The following is a 26,307-nucleotide window of genomic DNA, read 5'->3' on the forward strand; positions in this document are numbered from 1 at the left end:
CTGGCGAAGGACGCCACGATGATCCGCTTCTGGGCACCCGCGAAGACACCGCGGATGGCGTTGGAGATGTCGCGCTCCGGCGGGACGAAGCCCGGGACCTCGGCGTTCGTCGAGTCCGAGAGGAGGAGGTCGATGCCCTCTTCGCTCAGGCGCGCGAAGGCGTGCAGGTCGGTGAGGCGGTTGTCCAGCGGCAGCTGGTCCATCTTGAAGTCGCCGGTGGCGACGACGAGACCCGCGGGGGTCCGGATCGCGACGGCCAGGGCGTCCGGGATGGAGTGGTTGACGGCGATGAACTCGCAGTCGAAGGGACCGAGGTTCTCCCGCTCGCCCTCCTTCACCTCGAGGGTGTAGGGGCGGATGCGGTGCTCCTGGAGCTTGGCCTCGATGAGGGCCAGCGTCAGCTTGGAGCCGATCAGCGGGATGTCCGGCTTCTCCCGCAGGAGGTAGGGGACGGCGCCGATGTGGTCCTCGTGGCCGTGCGTGAGGACGATGCCCTCGATGTCGTCGAGGCGGTCCCGGATGGACGAGAAGTCCGGCAGGATCAGGTCGATGCCGGGCTGCTCCTCCTCGGGGAAGAGGACGCCGCAGTCGACGATCAGCAGGCGGCCGTCGAACTCGAAGACGGTCATGTTGCGGCCGATCTCGCCGAGACCGCCCAGGGGGGTGACCCGGAGGCCGCCCTTGGGGAGCTTCGGCGGCGGGCCGAGTTCAGGGTGCGGATGGCTCAAAAGTATCTCCTCACCACACACGCCACGTACCTCGTAAGGCACGTGGCGCGCATGTCATTCGTGCACTTGCATTCGTCTGTTTTGTTCGTCTTGCTTATTCAGTTGTGAAGTCTGATGTCAGAGCTGTACCCCGCCGGCGGCAAGATCGATCTTGAGCTGGGCCGCCTCTTCGTCCGTCAGCTCGACGAGCGGGAGCCGCAGCGGGCCGGCGGGCAGGCCCTGCAGGTTCAGGGCGCCCTTGGTGGTGATCACGCCCTGCGTGCGGAACATGCCGGTGAAGACGGGGAGCAGCTTCTGGTGGATCTCGGTGGCCTTCTGGACGTCGCCGCCCAGGTGGGCCTCGAGCATGGCGCGGAGCTCGGGGGTGACCACGTGGCCGACCACGGAGACGAAGCCGACGGCGCCGACGGACAGCAGCGGCAGGTTCAGCATGTCGTCGCCGGAGTACCAGGCGAGTCCGCTCTGGGCGATGGCCCAGCTGGCGCGGCCGAGGTCGCCCTTGGCGTCCTTGTTGGCCACGATACGGGGGTGCTCGGCGAGCCTCACCAGGGTTTCGGTGTTGATCGGGACGCCGCTGCGGCCGGGGATGTCGTAGAGCATCACCGGGAGCTCGGTGGCGTCGGCGATCGCCGTGAAGTGCCGGTAGAGGCCTTCCTGCGGCGGCTTGCTGTAGTACGGGGTCACCGCGAGCAGGCCGTGTGCGCCGGTGCGCTCGGCCTGGCGGGCCAGCTCGAGGGTGTGGCGGGTGTCGTTGGTGCCGATGCCGGCGACGACGTGGGCACGGTCGCCGACCGCTTCGAGGACGGCTCGTACGAGGTCGTTTTTCTCCGCGTCGGTGGTGGTCGGGGACTCGCCGGTGGTCCCGTTGATGATCAGGCCGTCGTTGCCTGCGTCCACCAGGTGGACGGCGAGCTGCTGCGCGCCGTCGAGGTCGAGTGCGCCATCCGCCGTGAAGGGCGTGATCATGGCGGTGAGGACCCGCCCGAAGGGGGTCTGCGGAGTCGAGATCGGAGCCATGGGTAACACGCTACTCGCTGCCATGCTCGCAGTGTCCCCTCGGGGGACGTCAACAGGGTGTGGCTCCCGGCACGGGGCGGGACGTCTGTTGGATCCCGGCACTGCCTGCTCGGGGGTTCAAGCAGTGCCGGGTCCGTTTGATCAGCCTAGATGAACTTTACGAAACGTGGCAATACGGACACTTCGGACTTGACTCCGTACATCTGTACGGAGTGGGTCCATCCATGCCCATCCGGCGCTACCGGCCCTTACGGGGCGACGCGGCCGTTGGCGTTGTACGCGGCGTACGTCAGCGGCATGAGCGCGGCCCAGTGCTGCTCCATCTTCTCGCCGACCATCTCGATCTCCCGCTGCGGGAAGGAGGGGACGGTCGCGAGCTCGTGCTGCGTGCGCAGGCCGAGGAAGTGCATGAGCGAGCGCGCGTTGCAGGTGGCGTACATCGAGGAGAAAAGTCCGACCGGCAGGACCGAACGGGCAACCTCGCGGGCCACGCCCGCGGCCAGCATCTCCTGGTAGGCCTCGTACGCCTGACGGTACGAGTCCTCCATGACCCGGCCCGTCAGTTCCTGCTGGGCCGCGGTGCCCTCGACGAAGACGTACTTGCCCGGGCGGCCCTCCTGGACGAGCTTGCGCTCGGCGTCCGGGACGTAGAAGACCGGCTCGAGCTCCCTGTAGCGGCCCGATTCCTCGTTGTACGACCAGCCGACGCGGTGCCGCATGAACTCGCGGAACACGAAGATCGGGGCGCTGATGAAGAAGGTCATCGAGTTGTGCTCGAAGGGGCTGCCGTGGCGGTCCCGCATCAGGTAGTTGATGAGGCCCTTGGAGCGCTCGGGGTCCTTCTGGAGCTCTTCGAGGGACTGCTCGCCGGCCGTGGAGACACGGGCGGCCCACAGCACGTCGGAGTCGGCGGCGGAGTGCTTCACCAGCTCCACCGTCACATCACTGCGGAAGCTGGGTTTCAGGTCTGAAGCGGCGGTCTCGCTCACCGGGGGTCCTTCCGAACGACTCACATGGGGCGCGCCCACTCTACGGCGCAGCTCGCGGCTCCCCGTGCAGCTCTCGGGCGGATCAGGCGCAGGCCGGGGCGGCGGCTGCGTCACCCTTTCAGCTGACGCCCAGCCATAAAATTTGGTTAATGTCCCGAATTCCGGCACCGATTGGGCGGTTCGTACGTCTTCACCGGTACAGGCCGTACGCACCCGCCACCGCCGCCCCAGGGCCCTGACCGTGAGGAGAGTCGCTCTATGTTTCGCCGGAGCGAACCCGTCCCGTTCGCCTTCGTCGCCGAGGCCGACCGTTTCCGCAGCAATGTCACTCCGCCGCCGCGCGAGCGTCTGGGCGCGGCCCAGATGGCCGCCCGTAGTCTGGTCGGGCTGACCGTGGTGGCGGGGCTCGTCGGCTCCCTGCTCTTCGGCATGCCCGCACTGCAGCCCCACCAGGCGCCCGCCAAGTCGCAGCAGTCGGAGGCCTCCGAGGGGCGGTAGCCTCTCGGGCACAGCCCAACCGAACGTGCATGTGAGTGAGGTACAGCCGTGCCCCTGCCCTTCTTGACGGCCGACCGCGCGTTCGACGCGCACGAAGACACCGGCGACGACGTACTCGCCCACGAGGACCCCGACCGCTGGCGCCGGCCCTACCGGCCCGGGCCTTGGCGGGTGGCCGGCGCCGCCCTGCTGCTCCTGCTGGCCGCGTTCATGCTGCTCGCCACGATGATCATCGCGTTCGCGGGCGCCTGGGCCGGTGCCGGTGTCTGCGTGGCCGCCGCGCTCGGCGTGATCGGGTCGGCGCTGCGGTTGCTCATGGCGGGCGTCTGGGTGAGCCCGGCGGGGCTTCGCCGGGTGGGCTTCTTCCGGACCCGCTCGATCGCCTGGGACGAGATCACCGAGGTCCGTACGGTCCAGCAGCCGGTGCGCTGGCTGGGGCTGCCGCGGACCGTCCAGGGCCAGGCCCTGACGGCGGCCGCGCGCGACGGCGCGGAGCTGCCGGTGCTGCTGACCGACCACAACGCCGATTTCCTGTCGCGGGCCGAGGCGTTCGACCGGGCCGCCGACATGGTCGAGGCCTGGGCCGACGAGTACCGGGCCGTGCCCGCCTGACACCGACGTGCAGTGCCCTGGAAGCCCGTACAGGATCCGCTCAGGCGGGCTCTGTACGGGCTTCCGGGTTCCACGGGCCTACGGGCCTACGGGACGGCCTGCCCGCGCGGTCCGCCGTGCAGGGCGATGGCCCGCTGCATGGCCTTGCGGGCCCGCGGGGTGTCGCGGGCGTCGTGGTAGGCGACGGCGAGGCGGAACCAGCTGCGCCAGTCCCCCGGCGCGTCCTCCGTCTCGGCCTTGCGGCGCGCGAAGACCTCGTCGGCGGAGTCCCGCAGGATCCGGCCGTACTCGTCCCGCTCCAGCTCGTCCACGGGCAGTCCGCCCTCGGCCTCCAGCTCGGTCGCGAGCTGGTTCGCCCTGGTCACGAACTGCGTGTTCTTCCAGAGGAACCAGACGCCGATGACCGGCAGGATCAGCACGGCCGCGCCGAAGGTCACGGTCAGCCAGGTGCCCTGGCGGATCAGCAGCACGCCCCGGCTGCCGACCAGGACGAAGTAGACGACCAGGACGGCGGCCGTGAGGAAGTAAGTGATCTTCGCGCGCATGGGTACTACTGCCTGCTCATCAGCCGAGGTCGAGGAAGTTTTCCAGGCCGAACGTGAGGCCCGGGGTCGCCGCGACGCGGCGCACACCGAGCAGGATGCCCGGCATGAAGCTGCTGTGGTGCAGCGAGTCGTGACGGATCGTCAGGGTCTCGCCCTCACCGCCGAGCAGCACCTCCTGGTGGGCCAGCAGGCCTCGCAGGCGGATCGCGTGCACCGGGACGCCGTCGACGTCCGCGCCGCGCGCGCCCTCCAGAGCGGTGGCGGTGGCGTCGGGCTGCGGGGCGCAGCCGGCCTCGGCGCGGGCGGCCGCGATGAGCTGCGCCGTACGGGTCGCCGTGCCGGAGGGGGCGTCGACCTTGTTCGGGTGGTGGAGCTCGACGACCTCGACGGACTCGAAGTAGCGGGCGGCCTGCGCGGCGAACTTCATCGTGAGGACGGCGCCGATGGAGAAGTTCGGGGCGATGAGCACGCCGGTCTGCGGGGAGGCGGCGAGCCAGGTGTCCAGTTGGGCGAGGCGCTCCTCGGTCCAGCCGGTGGTGCCGACCACTCCGTGGATCCCGTGGCGGATGAGGAAGTCCAGGTTCTCCATGACCGAGGCGGGGGTGGTCAGCTCGACGGCGACCTGCGCGCCGGCCTCGGCCACCGTCTCCAGCTTGTCGCCGCGGCCGAGGGCGGCCACCAGCTCCATGTCCTCCGCGGCCTCGACGGCCTTGACCGCCTCGGAGCCGATGCGGCCCTGGGCGCCGAGTACGGCCACCCGCAGCTTGCTGCTCATGCTTCTTCGCTTCCTGTCGTACGGGCCGGGCACCGGCAGGCGGCCGGTGCCCGGCCCCAAGGTATCCAGGGTCTCCGGGTCTCAGGACACCGCTTCGTCGAGGCGGGCGGCCTGCTTCTCCTTCAGCGGGCCGATCACCGCGAGCGACGGCCGCTGGGCCAGTACATCCTGCGCGACCGAGCGGACGTCGTCCGGGGTCACGGAGGCGATCCGGGCCAGCATCTCGTCGACCGACATCTGGTCGCCCCAGCAGAGCTCGCTCTTGCCGATGCGGTTCATGATCGCGCCGGTGTCCTCCAGGCCGAGGACGGTGGAGCCGGACAGCTGGCCGATGGCCCGCTTGATCTCCTCGTCGGTGAGCCCCTCGGAGACGACCTTGTCGAGCTCGCCGCGGCAGATCCGCAGCACGTCGTGGACCTGGTTCGGGCGGCAGCCCGCGTACACGCCGAACAGCCCGGTGTCGGCGAAGCCCGAGGTGTACGAGTACACGCTGTAGGCCAGCCCGCGCTTCTCCCGGACCTCCTGGAAGAGGCGGGAGGACATGCCGCCGCCGAGGGCCGTGTTCAGCACGCCGAGCGCCCAGCGGCGCTCGTCGGTGCGGGCCAGGCCGGGCATGCCGAGGACCACGTGGGCCTGCTCGGTCTTGCGGTTGATCAGGTCGACGCGGCCGGAGGTGCGGATGCGCTTGGCTCCGGAGCGCGGGCCGATCGGCTCGGCGTCGGTGTGCCGCAGGGCACCGGCCTTCTCGAAGGCCGCGCGGACCTGGCGTACGACCTTGTTGTGGTCGACGTTGCCGGCCGCGGCGACCACCAGGTGGCGGGGGTCGTAGTGCTTCTTGTAGAAGCGGCGGATCCGGTCGGCGCCGAGGGCGTTGATCGTGTCGACGGTGCCGAGGACGGGGCGGCCCAGCGGGGTGTCCCCGTACATCGTGTGCGCGAACAGGTCGTGCACGCAGTCGCCCGGGTCGTCCTCGGTCATCGCGATCTCTTCGAGGATGACGCCGCGCTCGGCGTCGACGTCCTCCTCACGGATCAGCGAGCCGGTGAGCATGTCGCAGACGATGTCGATCGCCAGCGGCAGGTCGGTGTCGAGCACCCGTGCGTAGTAGCAGGTGTACTCCTTCGCCGTGAAGGCGTTCATCTCGCCGCCGACCGCGTCGATCGCGGAGGAGATGTCGAGGGCGGTGCGCTGGGCGGTGCCCTTGAAGAGGAGGTGCTCGAGGTAGTGCGTGGCACCGTTGAGCGTGGGCGTCTCGTCGCGGGAGCCCACGTGCGCCCAGATGCCGAAGGTGGCGGAGCGGACCGAGGGCAGCGTCTCGGTGACGATGCGCAGTCCGCCGGGGAGGACGGTGCGCCGGACGGTGCCGATGCCGTTCTCGCCCTTGAGGAGGGTTTGGGTACGGGCGACGGCCCGCCCCTCCGAAGAGGGGCGGGCCGTCACACGGGAACTACGCGACGTCACTTGTCGGAGTCGTCCTTGTCAGCGTCGTCGCCGGCAGCCTCGCCGTCGATCACGGGGATCAGGGAGAGCTTGCCGCGCTGGTCGATCTCGGCGATCTCGACCTGGACCTTGGTGCCGACCGCGAGCACGTCCTCGACGTTCTCCACGCGCTTGCCACCGGCGAGCTTGCGGATCTGCGAGATGTGCAGCAGCCCGTCCTTGCCCGGGAGCAGGGAGACGAAGGCACCGAAGGTGGTGGTCTTGACGACCGTACCCAGGTAGCGCTCGCCGACCTCCGGCATGGTCGGGTTGGCGATGCCGTTGATCGTGGCGCGGGCGGCCTCGGCAGCCGGGCCGTCGGCGGCACCGATGTAGATGGTGCCGTCGTCCTCGATCGTGATCTCGGCGCCGGTGTCCTCCTGGATCTGGTTGATCATCTTGCCCTTGGGGCCGATGACCTCACCGATCTTGTCCACCGGGATCTTGACGGTGATGATCCGCGGGGCGTTCGGGGACATCTCGTCCGGCGTGTCGATCGCTTCCATCATCACGTCGAGGATGTGGAGACGGGCGTCGCGGGCCTGCTTGAGGGCCGCGGCCAGGACGGAGGCCGGGATGCCGTCCAGCTTGGTGTCCAGCTGGAGGGCGGTCACGAACTCCTTGGTGCCGGCGACCTTGAAGTCCATGTCGCCGAAGGCGTCCTCCGCACCGAGGATGTCGGTGAGGGCGACGTAGTGCGTCTTGCCGTCGATCTCCTGGGAGATCAGGCCCATGGCGATACCGGCGACGGGGGCCTTGAGGGGCACACCGGCGTTCAGCAGCGACATGGTGGAGGCGCAGACCGAGCCCATGGACGTCGAACCGTTGGAGCCGAGGGCCTCGGACACCTGGCGGATCGCGTACGGGAACTCCTCGCGGGTCGGGAGGACCGGCACGATCGCGCGCTCGGCGAGCGCGCCGTGGCCGATCTCGCGGCGCTTGGGCGAGCCCACGCGGCCGGTCTCACCGACGGAGTACGGCGGGAAGTTGTAGTTGTGCATGTAGCGCTTGCGGGTCACCGGGGAAAGGGTGTCCAGCTGCTGCTCCATACGGAGCATGTTGAGGGTGGTGACGCCCAGGATCTGGGTCTCGCCACGCTCGAACAGCGCCGAGCCGTGCACGCGCGGGATGGCCTCGACTTCGGCGGCGAGGGTACGGATGTCCGTGATCCCGCGGCCGTCGATGCGGACCTTGTCCTTGATGACGCGCTCGCGCACCAGGGCCTTGGTCAGGCTGCGGTAGGCGGCGGAGATCTCCTTCTCGCGGCCCTCGAAGGCCGGGAGGAGCTTCTCGGCGGCGATCTCCTTGACGCGGTCCAGCTCGGACTCGCGGTCCTGCTTGCCCGCGATGGTCAGCGCCTGGGAGAGCTCGCCCTTGACGGCGGCCGCGAGGGCCTCGTACACGTCGTCCTGGTAGTCCAGGAAGACCGGGAACTCGCCCTCGGGCTTGGCGGCCTTGGCCGCCAGGTCCGCCTGGGCCTTGCAGAGGGCCTTGATGAAGGGCTTCGAGGCCTCGAGGCCGGCGGCCACGATCTCCTCGGTCGGCGCCTCGGCGCCGCCCTTGACCAGGGTGATGGTCTTCTCGGTGGCCTCGGCCTCGACCATCATGATCGCGACGTCGCCGTCCTCCAGGACGCGGCCCGCGACGACCATGTCGAAGACGGCGTCCTCGAGCTCGGTGTGCGTCGGGAAGGCCACCCACTGGCCGCGGATCAGCGCGACGCGGACGCCGCCGATCGGGCCGGAGAAGGGCAGGCCGGCCAGCTGCGTGGACGCGGACGCGGCGTTGATCGCGATGACGTCGTACAGGTGGTCCGGGTTCAGCGCCATGACGGTGGCGACGACCTGGATCTCGTTGCGCAGGCCCTTCTTGAAGGACGGGCGCAGCGGGCGGTCGATCAGACGGCAGGTGAGGATCGCGTCCTCGGAGGGGCGGCCCTCACGACGGAAGAACGAGCCGGGGATCTTGCCGGCCGCGTACTGGCGCTCCTCGACGTCCACCGTCAGGGGGAAGAAGTCGAGCTGGTCCTTGGGCTTCTTCGACGCGGTGGTGGCGGAAAGCACCATCGTGTCGTCGTCCAGGTAGGCAACGGCGGAGCCGGCGGCCTGGCGGGCCAGACGGCCCGTCTCGAAGCGGATGGTGCGGGTGCCGAAGGAACCGTTGTCAATGACGGCCTCGGCGTAGTGGGTCTCGTTCTCCACTAGCGTTTTCTCCATTTTCGTCGTCTCCGTCCGCTGCCCGTGTGGCTGCGGACGGTGCGGAGAAGCGCTCCTTGCGTGCGGGCCGGTCTTCGATCGAAGTACCCGGTTCGGTGCCCGTGGGGCTTTCCGGGTACCACTACCGAGGACCGGCGGCCTGGGAGGGCGCTCCTCCTCTTCAGTTGTGCACGTGGTTCGCGTGCGCGTGCGTCCAGACTACAAAGCGTCCGGTACGTCCCGCACGTAGAGCGACTGCACGTACAGCAAAGGGAGCGGCCCCCTCAGTGTGGGAACCGCTCCCTTCACAGCGTCTTTACTTGACGCCGGCCGCACCGCGGCGGATGCCGAGGCGCTCGACCAGCGTACGGAAGCGCTGGATGTCCTTCTTGGCCAGGTACTGCAGCAGGCGGCGACGCTGGCCGACCAGGATCAGCAGACCACGACGGGAGTGGTGGTCGTGCTTGTGGGTCTTGAGGTGCTCGGTCAGGTCCGTGATGCGCTTCGAGAGCATCGCGACCTGGACCTCGGGGGAGCCGGTGTCGCCCTCCTTGGCACCAAACTCGGCGATGATCTGCTTCTTCGTAGCGGCGTCGAGCGACACGCGTACTCCTCGTATAGGTCTTCGTGGCCACCGAGTGCCCCAGGTCGAATTCTCTGGGGATCTTCCGTAACTCGGGAGGCGGGGTCCGCTGAGCGCAGCCTCCAGAGGGTTTCCGGGGGCGCGTACACAAACGGCCGTCACACAGCGTACCAGGCTGCCGCCCGGCCCCCGTCTCAGCTGGTGAGAGAGCGGGCCCGGGCGTACACGTCCAGCACGGCGAGGGCCAGCGGGACAAGACTGAGAAGTACTGCCGCCTCGGTGAGGTCGAGCAGCCGTCCCCAGAAGGGTGACAGGCCCTTGCGGGGGATGACAAGCGCAATTCCCGCGAGGAGGGCGGCGCCGGCGGCGACGGCTGCGGAGAGCCAGATCGTACGGAGGTCCAGACCGCCGCGGTCGTGGTACTGCACGAGCTCGCGGACCAGGTCGGCCGGCGGGTGCAGGGCCAGGCCCAGGATCAGCAGTCCGATGGCGGCCAGGCCGGCGACCAGGGTGCACACGACCTGGGAGGTGTAGCGGAAGAGGCGGGCGCGCAGCAGCATGGCCAGCCCGGTGGTGAGGGCCAGCAGCCGGCCCCAGGTGTTGTCGGAGAAGCCGAGGACGGCGGCGGAGCCGACGACGACCGCGGCGCAGCCGCCGACCAGGCCGAGGAGCATCTCGTGGCCGCGGCGGGCCTGGGTGGCGATGGCCTCGGCGTCGAGGGGGGTGCCCGCCTCGTGCTGCTCGGGGCCGGCGGGGTCGCCGTACGGCTCGGTCTCGTAGCGGTCCGGGGTTTCGTAGCTCTCCACGGCGCTCTGCGGGGCGGCGTAGCCGATGGGCAGCCGGGCGAAGCGGGCGGAGAGGCCGGGCAGGAAGGCGACGAGGCCGATGGCGACGGGGGCGCAGACGGCGGCGGTCGCGGTGGCGGAGGCCTCGGTGACGATGGCGAGGAAGGTGGCCAGGGTTCCGGTGGCGGCGAGGAAGGTGGCCGCGACGAAGGGGGCGTCCCCGTTGGGGGTGAGCGCGACCAGGGCGACGGAGGCGACCAGGACGCAGACGCACCCGAGCAGGAACTGGAGCCGGCCGGGTCCTTCGCCGGCGCCGGCGGCGATGATGCCGGAGCCGGCGATCAGCAGGTGCGGGAGGGCGCCGAGGCCGAGGGCGACGGCGGAGCCGCGGTCGCGGTAGACCCGGGCGCGCACTCCGGCGGCGGCGGTGAGGAACACGCCCGCGGCGCCGGCGATGATGCCGGGCAGGCCGTGCATGTCGTGGCGGACCGGGTCGGCGTACCAGAGGACGAAGCCGAGCAGGACGAGCAGCAGGGCGGCGCCGGCCAGGCCCGCGCCGCGCAGCATGTCGTCGCTCCAGAGGTGGCGGTCGCGGACGACGGCGGAGGCGACGGCGTCGGAGACGTCGTCGAAGACGGCCGGCGGCAGCGACTCGGCGAACGGGCGCAGGCTCAGCACCTCGCCGTCGAGGACCTGTTGGGCGGCGAGGGTGCGGGCGCCGTCGAGGACCGTGCCGTCGCGGCGGACCAGGTGGAAACCGGTGGGGGCGCCGACGGGCTGGGTCTGGCCGGTGAGGCGCAGGAGTTCGGGATAGACGTCGGCGACGGCGATGTCCTCCGGGAGGGCGACGTCGATGCGGCTGTCGGGGGCCACGACGGTGACCCTGCAGAAGCCCGTCGTTGCGGCCGTACTCACCTGTGTGACCCCCCTGGTTGGCGAAGCGGATGCATGGGCTCTCGCCTTGGATTCGCGGATGCGCATACTGCGCGGGCCACCCTACCGGGAGTATGAGTGACTGTCGGCAAGTAGGATCACCGTCGCGCAGGGGAGACCCCCTTCGCGCCCGGGACTTGGGGGCGCCGGTTGCGACGTCCCGTCCGTTTTCGAGGGATTGATGCTCCGGTGAGTCAGATCGTCGTCAAACGCCCGCCGCGGTCCTTGCCGCCCGAAGTTCCTTCGGACGAGCTGAGGCTGGAGGCTCCGCCGGAGCTTCCCCGCGGGCAGCAGGAGGGCATGCTGATGCAGCTCCTGCCGATGCTCGGCATGGGCTCGTCGGTCGTCTTCTTCTTCATGCCGGGTGCGGCGCCCTTCATGCGCATCATGGGTGTGCTGATGCTGGTGTCCACGGTGGGCATGGTCCTCGCCCAGCTGGTGCGCCACCGGCGCGGTACGCAGGGGCAAATGGCCGATGTGCGGCGGGACTACCTGAAATATCTTGCGCAGACCCGACGTCAGGTCCGCAGGACCGCGCGGGCGCAGCGCGACGCGCAGCTGTATCTGCACCCGGCGCCGGAGCAGTTGTGGTCGGTGGTGGCCGAGGGTTCGCGGCTGTGGGAGCGGCGCGTCGGCGACGAGGACTTCGGCCAGGCCCGGCTCGGGCTGGGCGCGCAGCGCCTCGCGACTCCACTGGTCGCGCCGGACACGGCGCCCGTGGACGAGCTGGAGCCGCTGACGGCGGGCGCGATGCAGCGCTTCCTGAAGGTGCACTCGTCCCTGGACGGGCTGCCGGTGGCGGTGTCGCTGCGGGCGTTCTACCACGTGACGGTGTCCGGCGAGCCGGAGTCGGCGCGCGGGGCGGCGCGGGCGCTGGTGGCGCAGCTGGCGACGCTGCACTCCCCCGAGGACCTGGTGGTGGCCGTGGTGGCCGCGCCCGGCGCGGTGCCCGCGTGGGACTGGACGAAGTGGCTGCCGCACACGCAGGTCCCCGGGCAGGTCGACGGGGCCGGTACGAAGCGGCTGTTCAGCGATGACCTGGCCGAGCTGGAGGGGCTGCTCGCGCCGCGTCTGGAGGGGCGGCCGCGGTTCAGCCGGGACGTGTCCCCGGTGCTGGACCAGCCGCACCTGGTCGTCGTGCTGGACGCGAACTCCCGGGGCGGCCTGGTGCCGCCGGACTCGGCGTTCGCGGCGGCCGAGGGACTGCAGGGCGTGACCATCGTCGAGGTGGTCGCGGGCGAGCTCGACGAGCCGCGCGGCGGGTTGTCGGTCGTGGTGCGGCCGGGTCGGCTGCGGCTGGAGTCGGGCGCGGGGATCGCGTACGAGGGCGTACCGGACACGCTGTCGCTGCCCGCGGCGGAGGCGCTCGCGCGGCAGCTGGCGCCGCTGCGCACCGGCGGCGGGGACGACGACGAACCGCTGCTGGCCAACCTGGACTTCACGGACCTGCTGAACCTGGGCGACGCGGCCTCGATCGACGTGGCCCGGACCTGGCGGCCGCGGTCGGCCGGCGAGCGGCTGCGCGTGCCGATCGGTGTCGGCGAGGACGGCGCGCCGGTCATGCTGGACCTCAAGGAGGCCGCGCAGGAGGGCATGGGCCCGCACGGCCTTTGCGTGGGCGCGACCGGTTCCGGCAAGTCGGAGCTGCTGCGCACGCTGGTGCTGGGCCTCGCGGTCACGCACACCTCGGAGACGCTGAACTTCGTCCTCGCGGACTTCAAGGGTGGTGCGACGTTCACGGGCATGGGGCAGATGCCGCACGTGGCCGCGGTCATCACCAACCTGGCCGACGACCTCACGCTCGTGGACCGCATGGGCGACTCGATCCGCGGTGAGCTGCAGCGCCGACAGGAGCTGCTGCGCTCGGCGGGCAACTACGCGAACATCCACGACTACGAGAAGGCGCGCGCGGCGGGTGCCCCGCTGGAGCCGCTGGCCTCGCTGGTGCTGGTCATCGACGAGTTCAGCGAGCTGCTGACCGCGAAGCCCGACTTCATCGACATGTTCATCCAGATCGGCCGCATCGGACGCTCGCTGGGCGTGCACCTGCTGCTGGCCTCGCAGCGCCTGGAGGAGGGCAAGCTGCGCGGGCTGGACACGTACCTGTCGTACCGGATCGGCCTGCGGACCTTCTCGGCGGCGGAGTCGCGGACCGCGATCGGCGTGCCGGACGCGTACCACCTGCCGTCGGTGCCGGGTTCGGGATACCTGAAGTTCGGTACGGACGAGATGACGCGGTTCAAGGCCGCGTACGTGTCGGGCACCTACCGCTCGGGCGGGCCGGACCTGTCGGTCGGCCTGTTCCCCGTGGAGCGGCGCCCCGCGCTCTTCACGGCGACACCGGTGCCGGTCGTGTACGCGGCGCCGGACCCGGCGTACCTGGCGGCGCAGTCGGAACGCGAGGACGACGCCCTCGCGGACACGGTGCTGGACGTGATCGTGGCCCGGCTGGAGGGCCAGGGCGTGCCGGCGCACCAGGTGTGGCTGCCGCCGCTCGACCAGGCCCCGCCGCTGGACCAGCTGCTGCCGGCGCTGGCGCCTTCGGCGGAGCGGGGGCTGCACGCGGAGGGGTACACGCGGCCCGGCGGGCTCGTCGTGCCGCTCGGCCTCATCGACAAGCCCTTCGAGCAGCGCCGTGAGGTGCTGTACCGGGACTTCTCGGGTGCGGCGGGCCACATGATGGTGGTCGGCGGTCCGCAGTCGGGCAAGTCGACGCTGATGCGCACGCTGATCGCCTCGTTCGCGCTGACGCACACGCCGCGCGAGGTGCAGTTCTACGGGCTGGACTTCGGTGGCGGCAGCATGTCGTCGATCGCCGAGCTGCCTCACGTGGGCGGGATCGCCTCGCGCCTGGACCCGGAGCGGGTACGGCGTACGGTCGCGGAGGTGGGCGGCATCCTCAACCGCCGCGAGGAGTTCTTCCGCGCGAACAACATCGACTCCATCGGCACGTACCGGCGGCGGCGTGCGGCCGGCGAGCTGCCCGGCGAGGCGTGGGGCGACGTGTTCCTCGTCATCGACGGCTGGGGCGGTTTCCGCACCGAGTACGAAGGCCTGGAGTCGGTGGTCACGGACATCGCCTCGCGCGGTCTGGGCTACGGCATCCACGTGGTGATCACGGCGGCGCGGTACATGGAGGTGCGCGCCGCGCTCAAGGACCAGATGCTGAACCGGCTGGAGCTGCGGCTCGGTGACGTCATGGACTCCGAGTTCGACCGCAAGGTCGCGGCGAACGTCCCGACGGGGATGCCGGGCCGCGGGCAGGTGGCGGAGAAGCTGCACTTCCTCGGCGCGCTGCCGCGGATCGACGGTGCGCACGACCCGGAGGACCTGTCGGAGGCCACGGCCGCCTTCGTGTCGTTGGTGAAGCAGAACTGGGCGGGGGCCGCTGCTCCGGGCGTCCGGCTGCTGCCCCGCCTGCTGCACGCCGACCAGCTACCCAGGGGCGGGGACAACCCCGGCCGCGGGCTGGCCATCGGCATCGACGAGACGGACCTGGAGCCGGTGTTCGTCGATTTCGAGAGCGACCCGTTCTTCCTCGTGTTCGGCGAGAGCGAGTCCGGCAAGACGAACCTGCTGCGGCTGATCTGCCAGCAGATCGCGGAGCGGTACACCCCGGACCAGGCCCGGCTCGTCGTCGGCGACTACCGGCGCAGCCTGCTCGGTGCGCTGCCTGAGGAGCACCTGCTGGAGTACGCGCCGATGGCGAGCTCCCTGCAGACGCACATGGAGGCGCTGGGCGGGGTGTTCTCCCGGCGGCAGCCGCCGACCGACGTCACTCCGCAGCAGCTGCGCGACCGCAGCTGGTGGACCGGCCCCGACGTGTTCATCGTCATCGACGACTACGACCTGGTGGCCACCAGCCAGGGCAATCCGCTGGCCCCGTTGGTCGAGTTCCTGCCGTTCGCCCGGGACACGGGTGTCCGCTTCATCATCGCGCGCAACTCGGCGGGCGCCTCGCGTTCCATGTACGAGCCGTTCATGCAGCGCTTCAAGGAGCTCGGCGCGCAGGGCGTGGTGCTGTCGGGCGACCCGTCCGAGGGTGACCTGATCGGCAACGTCCGGCCGCGGCCGATGCCGCCGGGCCGGGCGTACTTCTCCTCGCGCAAGCGCGGCACGTCGCTCGTACAGCTGGGGCGACTGCCGGGGATGTAGGAGTCGGCTGACGAGAAGCGGGGCCCGGTCGGACCGGGCCCCGCTTTCCTTTGATCAACGGGAACACTCCCCCGGCCCGCCCCGCAGCACCGATAATCGGCGGTGAAGACCGCGGTAGCACCGCACCGCCGAGGGAAAGGCCGCACATGGGCACTCAGCAGGAGAAGGACGAGCTGTACGCGCTCGACATCAGCGGCGTGGAGTGGGAGGGCCCGCCCGGGACCAGCCCCGACGAGGAGCGGGTCGAGATCGCCCGGCTGCCCGAGGGCGCCGTGGCCATGCGGTCCTCGCTCGACCGGGACACCGTCCTGCGCTATACGGCGGCCGAGTGGGAGGCGTTCGTGCTCGGTGCCAGGGACGGGGAGTTCGACCTCGACCGCGGCTCCCGCTGAGGCCGGTACCCCGGGGTACGACGACGGGGCGCGCCCGGTGCGGGCGCGCCCCGTATCCGCAGGCGACTGCGGTCGACCTGGCTCAGTAGGCCTCGGTGAACAGGCGCGAGGCCTTCACGTCGGTGGCGCGGTAGTCGCCCTTGCCGCGCTCGATCAGCGCGGCGACCTGCTCGAGCTGCTTGTGCATGTGGTCGGCCTTGCCCTTGTACTTCCCCTGGAGGGTGACGTACGCCTGGTGCGCCTCACCGTCCCAGGTGTCCGTGACGACCTTGAGGGCCTGGTCCATCTCCTCCAGGTCCGTCATGATCTTCTTCGAGACGACGCGGATGCGGTTCGCCATCTCCTGGACGCTCTCATACCGGACCTTGGTGTGGCCGTCGGAACCAGCCATGTTCTTCTCCTTCGCGCTGAGCTGAGTGGGAAACGACGTAAAGACGGAAAGGGCAGGTCAGATGCCGTTGAGGCCGGAGCCGCCCTGGCCTGCGGAGGCCTGCACCGTCTTGAACGCCGCGCGCACGTCGTCGTCCTGCGCGTTGCTGAGGTTCTTGGTCTGCGCGACCGCGTTGTGCAGCACCCCGAGCAGACGACGGATCTCGTCGTGGTCCTCGTTGACGACCGTCTGGGCGGAGACGAAGCCCGAGGCACCCACACCGGTCCAGCCGGCACTCACCGTGGCGAGGATGTCGGCCAGCTCACGGGACTGGGTGGTGACGGCACGGGCCGTCGTCTCGATCTTGTTCTTCGCCTGGACGATCGGATCGTCTGCGAGTCCGAAATTGCTCATCCGAAGCTCCTCACTTCTCAATTCGCCGGCAGAACCGGCGGATTGCGCAGCGGAAGGGAGGTCCCGGGCGCGGATCTGAGCCACGCGCCGCCGGAAATCCCCCTCCGCCTCACGCGATCCCCCGATCACAGTCGTGAAGCCTGGTGTCACTCTAGCCAGTTCATCTGACAGCCCCAACACCAGTGGGCCGCTTCCGTAGATGAACTGTGACGGTTCACTGCAAACGGCCTCGCCGCTTGCGGGCGTCCCGGACCACCGTCGCCGTGCCCGCGATGACCGCGATCAGCACGCCCGTGATCCCAAGAGCGTACGTGCCGAACCGCTCCTCGCGCTCCTGCGCCGACTCGGTCATCCGCAGCGCCGCCGCCTCGGGGGCGGCCGCCGGGGGCGGACCGGGATCCGGGACGGGCGCCTTGGGGACCTCGTGGTCCTGGGTGACCGCGCGCACCGGGTCGACGACGCCCCAACCGACGTAGTCGTCACGGCCGTTGACCGAGCGCTCGGCGGTGCCCTGGATCTGCCAGATGATCTGTTGCGGGGTCCAGTCCTCGTGCTCGGCGCGCAGCAGGGCGGCGACTCCGGCGACGTAGGGCGCCGAGAAGCTGGTTCCGTTGTCGATGCACTGGCCGAAGCCGGGGACGGTGGAGACCATGTCGACGCCGGGCGCGGCGACGCCGATGAAGTCGCCGGGCTGGGAGAAGGCGGCCCGCTCGTTGTTGCGGTCCGAGGAGGCCACGGCGAGGACGCCGGGGAAGGCCGCCGGGTAGGTCCTGCGCTTCTCGCCGCTCATGCCGTCGTTGCCCGCCGAGGCCACGACCACGACCTTCGCGTCGACGGCCCGCTGGACCGCCTTGCCGAGCTCCGAGTCGGCGCTCAGGGGGACGTCGGTGTCCTGGGAGATGTTGATGACCTGGGCGCCCTTGGACACCGCGTGGTCGATCGCCTGGCCCAGGGAGAGGGCGTTGCCCTTGCCCTGCCCGTCGTTCTGCCGGATCGGGATGATCGTCGAGTCGGGGGCGAGGCCGACGAAGCCGGTGCCCTCCTGCGGCCGGGCCGCGATCAGCCCGGCCACCTTGGTGCCGTGGCCGACCGTGTCGGTCGTGCCGTCGCCGCCCTTGGGGTCGACGAAGTCCTTGCCGGCGCCGACGTCGATGGCGCCGCTGAGCTGCGGGTTCGCCCGGTCCACGCCGGTGTCGATGACCGCGACGCGGACGGGCTTGCCGTTCTTGTCCTTGCCCTTGGTCTGCGCCCAGAGCGCATCGAGCAGCAGCCGCTGCAGGGCCCAGGGGCGGTCGGCGATCTGCTTCTTCATGGGGAAGGTGCACTCGCCGGCGCCCGCGAGGTCCAGGGCCGGGGCACTGACGGGCTCCGGGTGGGGTGCGGCCGCCGCCGCGGCGGTACCGGTCGCGGCCGCCGCCGTCGTGCCGGACAGGGCGGCCACGGCGAGGGCCGCGGTGGCGAGTGCGCTGCGCGTGTACGGGGACATGGGCATCGGCGGCGTCCTCACGAACCCTGGGGCTGGCGGGCGGAGTTGGTGTCCAGGCGCGGCCCCTTCGAGAGGAACTCGGACCAGGCGATGGGCACCATGGCCGGTACCACCGTCCCGTAGCCGAGCCTGATCTGCGCCTGGCTGGCCTCGGGGCGGCCGTCCGCGCCGGCCTGGCCGTTCGGCTGGTCGGGGGCGCCGATCTTCGACTTCTCGGCGTCGCTGTCCCCGTTGGCCTGCACCGCGTACCGCAGACCGGTGTCGGTGACCAGGAACAGTGCACCCCCCGCGGTGGTCTGCTTGCCCTGCACCTGCGTGTAGAGCAGCCCCGAGCCGGGCGTGACGTACGCGCTCGTGCCGCTGGCGGTGATGTCGATGGGGAATCCGGTGCCGGCCCAGGTGCTCAGCGTCTGGTTGCCCTGGCCGTCGACCGAGCGCAGCACGTTGCAGACGGTGTCGCGGGCGCCGGAGCCGGCGGGCTGGTTGATCCGGTCGGACTTCTTCTGCGGCCACTTGGCCTCGCCCTTGAACGCCGTGGCGTCCGGGTTGAGCGACTGGAGGTCGACCTCGCGGGGCTTTCCGTGCATGTTGAGGCCGTCGGTCGCGGGCGCCGAGATCAGCAGCCATGCGACGAAGTCGGAGACCGGGGCGACCTTCCCGGGCAGGACGACGTAGTGCTGCGTACCGGAGCCGGTCTGCGCCTTCAGCACCATCCCGACCTTGTTGTCACCGGTGGTCAGGCCCTGCACGTCGGCCTTCGTGCCGGCCGCGACGGGCAGTTGCGGGAAGGCCAGGTCGTCCCCGGAGTTGAGGGTGGCCAGCCACGTCTCGGTGACCTGCTGCGGGGTGGCGCCGGTGCTGCCGACCAGCGCGTTGGTCATCTTCCCGGCGTCCGGGCCGCCTTCGGGGAACTTGTACTTCGTCCCCGTCGCGTCGACCAGGTAGCGCTCCTTGGCCCCGCCGGTGCTCTGCACGTACAGCATCTGGCTGTCGGTGACCTTGCGGGCGTCGTCCATCAGTCCCGCCTCGCGGTCGGCGAGGACGAACGTCGCGGTCTGCACGGTCTTGCCGTTGCCGCCCGGCGCCTGACAGACGGCCCAGCGCTTCGCCTTGCCCGCGTCCTGCGGGGCCGGCAGCCGGTCGGGGGCGTACGGGATGCCGATGATGGGCCCGCGCGGCGGCTTGCCCGCGTCCAGGACCTTGTCGTCGATCTGGATGACCTTGAACTTCTGCGGATCCAGGAGGAGTCGGGCGGAGGCCAGGTTGAGCACCGGGTGCAGCCGGGTCTGGTCCTTGCCGTTCACCTTCGTCGTCAGCACCACGTACCGGGTCGTCGACTGCTTGCCGACGATGACCTTGGTGCCGGCCTCGTCCCAGCCCTTGGGCGCCTGCGGCTTGAACATTCCCCAGGCACCGAACGCGGCGAGTACGAGCGCCCCCGCCACCAGCCCGGGCAGGACCGCGCGCAGCGGACGCGGCGCACCTTCCTCCGACCCCGTGGCGGAAGGCTGGAGGAACGCGGCCACCGTGCGCCGCTTCGCAAAGGTGTACGCGTTGAGTTCATCACGTCGTGATGCCATGACCGCCTGCTTCTCCCCGCACGGCCCGGTCGGTGAGTACGGTCCCCGGGCCTCGATTGTCGGACCGGGGACCTACTATGCCTCTTGACGGAGGGTGCGTAGGGGCCGGGTAGGGTGAGGCCGCCGCTCACTGTCTTCCGGGCCGCGCGATTCAGGGGTCGTCGGGGTATTCAGGGCTTGTTGGGGTGGATTGGGGAGATCCGGGGTCATGCAGCGGGCAGCGCCCGGCTCCGGCACTCACGGGGTACGGCCCCGGGAAGGGGAGGTGGGCGAGTGATGGCCACCGCGACGCAGCCGCAGACGGGTGCACCCGCACCCGCACGCGGCGGGGTGACGCCGTATCCGAAGTCGAGCCCGGGCCGTTTCGGCCCGTTCCGATTGCAACAACTCGTACTGCTCCAGATCGCCGTGGCCGCCCTGCTGGTGGCCTGGGTCGTGGAGCCGATGCTGCTGATCCCCGCCGGTGTCCTGGCACTCGTCCTGGTGGTGCTCGCCGTCGTACGCCGCCACCAGCGCTCCCTGCCCGAGTGGATCGGCGGCGCGCTCGCGCTGCGCACCCGGCGGCGCCGGGCCGCGTCGTTCGCGGTGCCGGCGGGTACCGAGCCGGGGCTGGCCCCGCTCGTCGAGGCCGATCCGGCGCTGCGGACGCTCACGTTCAGCGACCGCGACCGGCGGCCCGTCGGGATGGTCGGTGACGGGACGTTCCTGACCGCCGTCGTCCAGGTGGACACGGACGCCACCGCGCTGCGGCCCGACCGCGGAGCCCGGCCGCTGCCGCTGGCACTCGTACGGGACATCCTCGAAGTCGACGGCATCCGGCTGGAGTCGGCGCAGCTGGTGCAGCACACTCAGCCGGCGCCTGCCCCGCATCTGCCGGCCCAGTCGATGGCCACCCGCAACTACGCGCCGCTGCAGGCCGCCACGGGCACTCCTGCGGTGCGGCTGACCTGGATCGCGCTCAAGCTCGACCCGGAGCTGTGCCCCGAGGCGGTCACCGCGCGCGGCGGCGGGCTCGCGGGTGCGCAGCGCTGTGTGGTGCGGGCGGCCGACCAGTTGGCGAGCCGGCTGACCGGGGCCGGCTTCCGGGCGACCGTGCTCACCGAGCAGGAGCTGACGGCTGCGCTGGCCACCTCCTCGTGCGCGAACCCGATGGCGATCACGCAGGCGGGGCGCTCGGCGAGCACCGGCCGTCGGACGGAGGAGACGGCGCGGATCTGGCGCTGCGACGACCGGCGGCACACCACGTACTGGATAGGCCGCTGGCCACAGCTCGGCGGCAGCGGGGCGGCGTCCCTGCCGCAGTTCGTGGCGCTGCTGACCTCGCTGCCGGCACTGGCGACGAACTTCAGCCTGACGATGGCTCCGGCGGAGCGCCGGGGCGTGACGCTGACCGGCCACGTCCGGGTCACGGGACGCAGCGACGAGGAACTCGTGGCGGCCCGCCGGGAACTGGAACGGACGGCCCGCGGTGTGCGCACCGGGCTGGTCCGGCTCGACCGTGAACAGGTACCGGGGCTGCTGGCTTCGCTGCCGCTGGGAGGGGCGCGATGAGGGGCGGGTTCGGGCTGATCGGCCCGCGCCGGGAACGGCACGCGGTCCCCGCGGTGGACCTGGACGCGCTGGCGCTGCCCGTCGGGGACGACGGGGTCGTCATCGGCGTGGACGCCGAGGGGCGTCCGGCGGTGCTCGGCATCAACCGGCCGACGCCGTACGAGGTGACGCTGATCGGCGGTCTGTGGACGGCGCAGGTGCTGGCGCTGCGCGCGGCGGCCACGGGCGCGCGGGTCGCGGTGGAGACCGGGCGCGGGCAGGTGTGGTCCGGGCTGGCCCAGGCGGCGGGCGGCGGCCAGCAGTGCGTGACGCTGCACGAGGTCGGCCGGGTGCCGCCGCAGGGCGCGTCGGCGGGCAGCCCGGTGCTGGTGATCCGCGACTGCGGGATGCGGCCGCCGCGCGGGCGCGTGGTGGCGGGCCCCTGGCAGTCGGTGCTGACCCTGCTGCCGTACCTGAGCCCGACGGCGCCGAGGCTGCTGCAGAACTCGTCGCTGGTGGGCGTCCAGCGGGTGTCCCCGGACGAGGCGGAGCAGCTCGGCCGCCTGATGAACCTGCCGCGGGCGGCGGTGGATTCCCTGCCGACGCTGGGCGACGGCGTCACCCTGTGGTGCACGCCGAGGGACCGCCAGTTCGTGATGACCCAAGGCACGGAACCGGAAACAGGCCTCCTGGGCCCCTCCCGCCGCATCGACTGACGCCCGGATGCCCACCCACACCGCTGCCACGAGGTCCGGCGGGGAGGTCCCGATCAGCCGGGCGAGCCGGCCGGGCCGGTCGGCTGTGTGCCGCCCGGGCTGGGGCCGACGCAGCCGGGCCGCGCGGGCCGGGGCCGGCCGGTCGGGGCGGGTGGTCGCTCCGGACGGGCTGGGTGGGCCGGACGGGCTGGACGCGCCGGACGGGCTGGGGCCGGTACGGCCGTGGCGGCCGGGCAGGACGAGCCAAGCGGACCGCCCAGGCCGGTCGGGCCACGCGGGCCAGGTTGGCCCGGCGGACCATGCTGGCCGGGGCAGGTGGTCGCTCCGAACGGGTCACGCTGGCCGGACGGGCTGGGCGGGCCGTTCGAGTGGGGGCGGGCGCAGCGGGCCGGACGGGCACCGGGAACGGGGCGGAGCCCCAGGGCCGCTCCAGGCCCGCCGACACCATCAAGCCCCGCCGGCGTTTGAGGCGCGGGTCCGGGCAGAGTCCGGGAAACGGAGAAAGGGCGGGGCGGGGAGAACAGCCCCGCGCAGCGGCACCACGCCCGACCCCACCGGGCCGGTGACGGTTGCTCAGGAGGCAGCCACCCTGTAGGCAGGACGGCAAGGACGACGGCACCGAGCCGGCCCGCAAGGGCCCCCGCACCGCGGGACGTCCAACGGGGGCGGACACCGGTGTCGGCACGCGATTAGGCTGGGCGCGGGCGCGGCGTCGAGGTGGGCGCCGGACCAGTGTTCGACAGACCAGGAGGACCAGTGAGCGGCGATCGGAACGAGAGGCGCGGCGGGACTTGGGACGTCCCGACGGACGATCAGTCCGACGCGGAGCCCGAGATGACGGGCGAGTTCACCATCGACTACACCCCACCGGCCTGGTACACGCAGGGCGCGGCCCCGGCCACGCCGGTACCGGGCCTCCCCGAGGGCAGCGGCTTCGAACCCCACCGCCCGTCGGACGTGGCCTCGCCCCCGACGATGCGGATCGCCCCGCCGGCCCCGCGCACCCCGTCGGACGGCGCGGGCGTGCCCTCGCCGTTCCCGGCGCCGGCCCCGGCGGCCCCGGCACCCTTCAGCACGCCGGCCGACAACGCCACCCCGCCTGCGGCCTTCCCGCCCCCGGCGCTCGCCGACAACACGGGCGCCCCCACGACTTTCCCGGCCCCGGCCCCGGAACCGGCGGACCCCACCGGCGCGCCCGCGGCGCTCCCGGCACCCGCCGAGGTACCGGCTCCGCCGGCACCGGCACCCGCCGGCCACCCCGGCCTGCCCTCGGCGGGCCTGACCCTGGACAAGGCACCCGCCGTGCCGACGCCGACACCAGCCCTGGAACCGGCCCCGGAACCGGCCCCGGCGCCCCTCGACATGCCCTCCGCCGAGGCTCCCGCCGACGCACCCGGACCGCTCGTGAAGGCCTCCTCCGAGGGATCCGCCCCCGTCCAGCGGCACGCCACGCCGCCTGACGGGACGGCCATCCCGTTCGCGAACCCCGAGCCCGCGGCTCCGGAGGCTCCCCGGGACGCCGTTCCCGCGCCCGTTCCCGCGCCCGTCGCCGACGCCGTCCCTGCGGCCCCCGTACCGCAGGCCCCGGAGCCCGTCACCCCCGTGGATGCGGTTCACCCGCCCGTGGAAGCCCCCTTCGGGGGACCCGGAGGCGAACTTCCGGCGCTGCCGCCCGCGTTCCCCGCCACCACGGCTCCGCAGGACGGCTACGGCTTCCCGCCGGCCCCCCGCCCCGCCGGCACCGCACCCCAGGACGGGTACGGCTTCCCGCCGCCGCCCCAGAACGGGTATGGCTTCCCCCCGGCCCCCGCACCGGCCGCCACCGCGCCCCAGGACGGGTACGGCTTCCCGCCGGCGCCCGCACCGGCGCAGCCCCAGCCGGACCCGCAGCCGCCCGTCGGCGACTACGCCTTCCCGCCGGCGCAGCCCGCACCGGCCCCGGCCCCCGCGCCCGTACCGCAGCAGCACCAGCAGCACCTGCAGCAGCAGCCGCAGTACGACCCCGGTACCGGCGGCGCCCAGTGGTCCGCCGGGCCCCAGCCGGGCCCGCAGCCGCACGATCCCCGCTACCAGCCCGGCCCGGCCGGCGGCGGGGCGCCCCTCGGCTACACCGCCGCCGTCGAGCTGTCCTCCGACCGGCTCCTGCGCGGCAAGCAGAAGCCCAAGCCCCAGCGCTCCGGGTTCCGTTTCGGCGGCAAGGCCGCCGAGGCCGAGCGCCTGCGCAAGCTCGAGCTCATCCGCACCCCGGTCATGTCCTGCTACCGCATCGCCGTCATCAGCCTCAAGGGCGGCGTCGGCAAGACCACGACCACCACCGCCCTCGGCGCGACCCTCGCCACCGAGCGCCAGGACAAGATCCTGGCCATCGACGCGAACCCCGACGCCGGAACCCTCGGCCGCCGTGTCCGCCGCGAGACCGGGGCCACCATCCGGGACCTGGTCCAGGCGATCCCGTACCTGAACTCGTACATGGACATCCGGCGGTTCACCTCCCAGGCCCCCTCCGGCCTGGAGATCATCGCCAACGACGTGGACCCCGCCGTCTCGACGACGTTCAACGACGAGGACTACCGCCGGGTCATCGACACGCTGGGCCGCCAGTACCCGATCATCCTCACCGACTCGGGCACCGGCCTCCTCTACTCCGCCATGCGCGGCGTCCTGGACCTGGCCGATCAGCTGATCATCATCTCGACCCCGTCGGTGGACGGTGCCAGCAGCGCGAGCACGACGCTCGACTGGCTCTCCGCGCACGGGTACGCCGACCTGGTCTCCCGCTCGCTCACCGTCATCTCGGGGGTCCGCGAGACCAGCAAGATGATCAAGATCGAGGACATCGTGCAGCACTTCGAGACCCGCTGCCGCGGCGTCGTCGTCGTGCCGTTCGACGAGCACCTCGCGGCCGGTGCCGAGGTCGACCTCGACTTGATGCGGCCGAAGACCCGGGAGGCGTACTTCAACCTCTCCGCGCTCGTGGCCGAGGACTTCGTCCGTGCCGCCCAGCAGGCCCCCCAGGGCCACTGGGGAGCACCTCAGCAGCCTCAGCAGCCCCAGCTGCAGCAGCCCCAGCCGCACCAGTCACCGCAGCAGCCGCAGCCGCAGGGCCAGCCGTACGGCCAGCCCCAGGGCCCGTCCCCGTACCAGCAGCCGCCACAGCCGTACGCCCAGCCGTATCCGCAGCCCGGCCAGCCCTGGCAGCCTCAGCAGCAGCCGCCCCAGCAGCCCCAGCACCCGCAGCAGCCCCCGCGCGACCCGCGCCTCGGCTGACGCCGGCGACGGCAGCAGGAAGGGCCCGTACCTCCCCGGGGAGGTACGGGCCCTTCTCGTGCGCGCCGGGGCGGCCGCCCGCGGCTCAGTGCTCCGCGTCGTACGCCTCGGTGAGCGTCCGGGCCCGCTTCACGTCGTCGGCGATGGCCTCGAGCAGGCCGTCCAGCGATTCGAACTTCGCCATGCCGCGCACGTACGCGAGGAAGTCCACGGTCACGTGCAGGCCGTACAGGTCCAGGCCGATCCGGTCGATCGCGTACGCCTCGACGGTCCGCTCGGTGGCGTCGAACTGCAGGTTCGTGCCGACCGAGATCGCCGCCGGCATCCGCTCGCCGTTGGCCGTGAGCCAGCCCGCGTACACGCCGTCCGCCGGGATGGCGGTGTGCGGGGCGGTCTCGACGTTGGCCGTCGGGTAGCCGAGCTCGCGCCCGCGCTGGGCGCCGCGTACGACGACGCCCTCGACCCGGTGCGGCCGTCCGAGGATCTCGGCTGCACCCGCCATGTCTCCCTCCGCGACCAGCTTTCGAGCCAGGGTCGAGGAGAACGGCACGCCGCCGCCCGCCGCGCCGCGCTCGACGAGGTCCACGACGTCGACCTCGTAGTCGTACGTGCCGCCCAGCTCGCGGAGGAAGTCGACGTTTCCGGCGGCCCGGTGGCCGAAGCGGAAGTTCGGGCCCTCGATGACGGCCCGCGCGTGCAGCTTGTCGACGAGCACCTTGACGATGAAGTCGGCCGGGGAGAGCTGCGAGAACTCCGCCGTGAACGGCAGGATCAGCAGCGCGTCCACTCCCAGCCCGGCCATCAGTTCGGCACGGCGGTCGTACGGGGCCAGGATCGGCGGGTGGCTGCCGGGGCGCACGACCTCGCTGGGGTGCGGGTCGAAGGTGACGACGACGGACGGGACGCCGAGCGCGCGGGCCTTGGCCGCGGCCCGCCCGATGATCAGCTGATGGCCCCTGTGCACACCGTCGTACGAGCCGATGGTGACGACGCTGCGTCCCCAGTCCTGGGGGATGTCCTCCAAGCCACGCCAGCGCTGCACTGTGACCGCTCCTCGCCCGAACCGTGTAGGCCCTGTCCTGGTTGCCGATTGCAGGTCTAAGACTGCCATGCCCGTGCCCGGGGCCCCGCATCGGCATCTGGCTGGGGGCGCTCTGTGTCATCTCGGCAGGGCGGGGCCCCGGCTCGGGGATGTAACGGTGGGGGCGGATGCGGCCAAGTAAGGGGTAGAGGGACCGGTACGGGTCCCGGACACCAG

At 71.8% G+C, this 26,307-nt stretch carries 21 protein-coding genes (1 of these 21 only partly in view); 7 read left to right on the forward strand and 14 right to left on the reverse strand.

What is annotated here, in order from left to right; translation table 11 throughout:
• The 3 genes from AB5J51_RS12685 to thyX all read right to left on the reverse strand — a co-directional run.
• Nucleotides 1-728 carry the 5' end (the start) of a ribonuclease J gene (locus tag AB5J51_RS12685; RefSeq protein ID WP_053786197.1) on the reverse strand. It extends 958 nt beyond the left edge of the window, so only the first 728 of its 1,686 coding nucleotides appear in the window; the start codon lies at nt 726-728; its stop codon lies off the left edge, out of view.
• Nucleotides 729-845: 117 nt separating this feature from the next.
• Nucleotides 846-1,745 (reverse strand): 4-hydroxy-tetrahydrodipicolinate synthase, encoded by a 900-nt coding sequence (dapA, locus tag AB5J51_RS12690; protein WP_053786196.1) that lies wholly within the window; start codon nt 1,743-1,745, stop codon nt 846-848.
• A 248-nt stretch (nt 1,746-1,993) separates the two neighbouring features.
• Nucleotides 1,994-2,734 (reverse strand): FAD-dependent thymidylate synthase, encoded by a 741-nt coding sequence (gene thyX, locus AB5J51_RS12695; protein ID WP_053786195.1) that lies wholly within the window; start codon nt 2,732-2,734, stop codon nt 1,994-1,996.
• 258 nt (nt 2,735-2,992) lie between these two features.
• Here thyX and AB5J51_RS12700 point away from each other — a divergent pair, with 258 nt between their 5' ends.
• Both AB5J51_RS12700 and AB5J51_RS12705 read left to right on the forward strand, forming a co-directional pair.
• A complete protein-coding gene (locus AB5J51_RS12700) occupies nt 2,993-3,232 on the forward strand; it encodes a hypothetical protein (protein WP_053786194.1) in 240 nt (79 codons plus the stop codon).
• A 48-nt stretch (nt 3,233-3,280) separates the two neighbouring features.
• The gene (locus AB5J51_RS12705; RefSeq protein ID WP_053786193.1) at nt 3,281-3,844 is read left to right on the forward strand and encodes a PH domain-containing protein; all 564 of its coding nucleotides are present in this window, start codon (nt 3,281-3,283) and stop codon (nt 3,842-3,844) included.
• Nucleotides 3,845-3,930: 86 nt separating this feature from the next.
• Here the strand turns inward: AB5J51_RS12705 and AB5J51_RS12710 are convergent, their stop codons facing one another.
• The 6 genes from AB5J51_RS12710 to eccD all read right to left on the reverse strand — a co-directional run bounded on the left by AB5J51_RS12710 (nt 3,931) and on the right by eccD (nt 11,121).
• Entirely contained in the window at nt 3,931-4,389 is a 459-nt protein-coding gene (locus AB5J51_RS12710; protein ID WP_053786192.1) for a hypothetical protein, read from the reverse strand.
• A gap of 19 nt (nt 4,390-4,408) precedes the next feature.
• On the reverse strand, nt 4,409-5,164 hold the full coding sequence (gene dapB / locus AB5J51_RS12715) for a 4-hydroxy-tetrahydrodipicolinate reductase (RefSeq protein WP_369777749.1): 756 nt from the start codon (nt 5,162-5,164) through the stop codon (nt 4,409-4,411).
• A gap of 81 nt (nt 5,165-5,245) precedes the next feature.
• Nucleotides 5,246-6,625, reverse strand: a complete 1,380-nt coding sequence (locus tag AB5J51_RS12720; RefSeq protein WP_053786190.1) for a pitrilysin family protein — start codon at nt 6,623-6,625, stop codon at nt 5,246-5,248.
• The gene (locus tag AB5J51_RS12725) at nt 6,622-8,844 is read right to left on the reverse strand and encodes a polyribonucleotide nucleotidyltransferase (protein ID WP_053786189.1); all 2,223 of its coding nucleotides are present in this window, start codon (nt 8,842-8,844) and stop codon (nt 6,622-6,624) included. The genes AB5J51_RS12720 and AB5J51_RS12725 overlap by 4 nt, the downstream gene beginning before the upstream one ends.
• A 310-nt stretch (nt 8,845-9,154) precedes the next feature.
• Complete coding sequence (gene rpsO / locus AB5J51_RS12730; RefSeq protein WP_030161433.1) at nt 9,155-9,442, reverse strand: 30S ribosomal protein S15; 288 nt, start codon at nt 9,440-9,442, stop codon at nt 9,155-9,157.
• A gap of 173 nt (nt 9,443-9,615) precedes the next feature.
• The gene (gene eccD, locus AB5J51_RS12735; RefSeq protein WP_369777750.1) at nt 9,616-11,121 is read right to left on the reverse strand and encodes a type VII secretion integral membrane protein EccD; all 1,506 of its coding nucleotides are present in this window, start codon (nt 11,119-11,121) and stop codon (nt 9,616-9,618) included.
• A 207-nt stretch (nt 11,122-11,328) separates the two neighbouring features.
• Here eccD and eccCa point away from each other — a divergent pair, with 207 nt between their 5' ends.
• Nucleotides 11,329-15,294: a type VII secretion protein EccCa gene (eccCa, locus tag AB5J51_RS12740; RefSeq protein WP_053786187.1), complete on the forward strand. Its 3,966-nt coding sequence runs from the start codon at nt 11,329-11,331 to the stop codon at nt 15,292-15,294.
• A gap of 146 nt (nt 15,295-15,440) precedes the next feature.
• A complete protein-coding gene (locus tag AB5J51_RS12745; RefSeq protein ID WP_053786186.1) occupies nt 15,441-15,686 on the forward strand; it encodes a DUF397 domain-containing protein in 246 nt (81 codons plus the stop codon).
• Between the two features lie 82 nt (nt 15,687-15,768).
• Here AB5J51_RS12745 and AB5J51_RS12750 read toward each other — a convergent pair whose 3' ends face one another.
• From AB5J51_RS12750 to eccB, 4 genes are all read right to left on the reverse strand, one after another.
• Nucleotides 15,769-16,077, reverse strand: a complete 309-nt coding sequence (locus AB5J51_RS12750) for a WXG100 family type VII secretion target (protein WP_053786185.1) — start codon at nt 16,075-16,077, stop codon at nt 15,769-15,771.
• Nucleotides 16,078-16,134: 57 nt separating this feature from the next.
• Nucleotides 16,135-16,470, reverse strand: a complete 336-nt coding sequence (locus AB5J51_RS12755) for a hypothetical protein (RefSeq protein ID WP_030303610.1) — start codon at nt 16,468-16,470, stop codon at nt 16,135-16,137.
• Between the two features lie 214 nt (nt 16,471-16,684).
• Entirely contained in the window at nt 16,685-17,956 is a 1,272-nt protein-coding gene (gene mycP / locus AB5J51_RS12760; RefSeq protein ID WP_369780251.1) for a type VII secretion-associated serine protease mycosin, read from the reverse strand.
• 17 nt (nt 17,957-17,973) lie between these two features.
• Complete coding sequence (gene eccB, locus AB5J51_RS12765) at nt 17,974-19,536, reverse strand: type VII secretion protein EccB (RefSeq protein ID WP_053786184.1); 1,563 nt, start codon at nt 19,534-19,536, stop codon at nt 17,974-17,976.
• A gap of 276 nt (nt 19,537-19,812) precedes the next feature.
• Here eccB and eccE point away from each other — a divergent pair, with 276 nt between their 5' ends.
• The 3 genes from eccE (at nt 19,813) to AB5J51_RS12780 (ending at nt 25,049) form a co-directional block, all read left to right on the forward strand.
• Nucleotides 19,813-21,087 carry a type VII secretion protein EccE gene (gene eccE / locus AB5J51_RS12770; RefSeq protein ID WP_053786183.1) on the forward strand — a complete coding sequence of 425 codons (1,275 nt, stop codon included), beginning with the start codon at nt 19,813-19,815 and terminating at the stop codon, nt 21,085-21,087.
• Nucleotides 21,084-21,782, forward strand: a complete 699-nt coding sequence (locus AB5J51_RS12775) for a hypothetical protein (RefSeq protein WP_053786182.1) — start codon at nt 21,084-21,086, stop codon at nt 21,780-21,782. The genes eccE and AB5J51_RS12775 overlap by 4 nt, the downstream gene beginning before the upstream one ends.
• A 756-nt stretch (nt 21,783-22,538) precedes the next feature.
• Nucleotides 22,539-25,049, forward strand: a complete 2,511-nt coding sequence (locus tag AB5J51_RS12780; RefSeq protein ID WP_369777751.1) for an SCO5717 family growth-regulating ATPase — start codon at nt 22,539-22,541, stop codon at nt 25,047-25,049.
• A gap of 85 nt (nt 25,050-25,134) precedes the next feature.
• Here AB5J51_RS12780 and AB5J51_RS12785 read toward each other — a convergent pair whose 3' ends face one another.
• Nucleotides 25,135-26,091, reverse strand: a complete 957-nt coding sequence (locus tag AB5J51_RS12785; RefSeq protein ID WP_369777752.1) for a bifunctional riboflavin kinase/FAD synthetase — start codon at nt 26,089-26,091, stop codon at nt 25,135-25,137.
• Between the last annotated feature and the right edge of the window lie 216 nt (nt 26,092-26,307).

Source organism: Streptomyces sp. R33 (assembly GCF_041200175.1).
In the GTDB taxonomy this organism is placed as follows: Bacteria; Actinomycetota; Actinomycetes; order Streptomycetales; family Streptomycetaceae; genus Streptomyces; species Streptomyces katrae_B.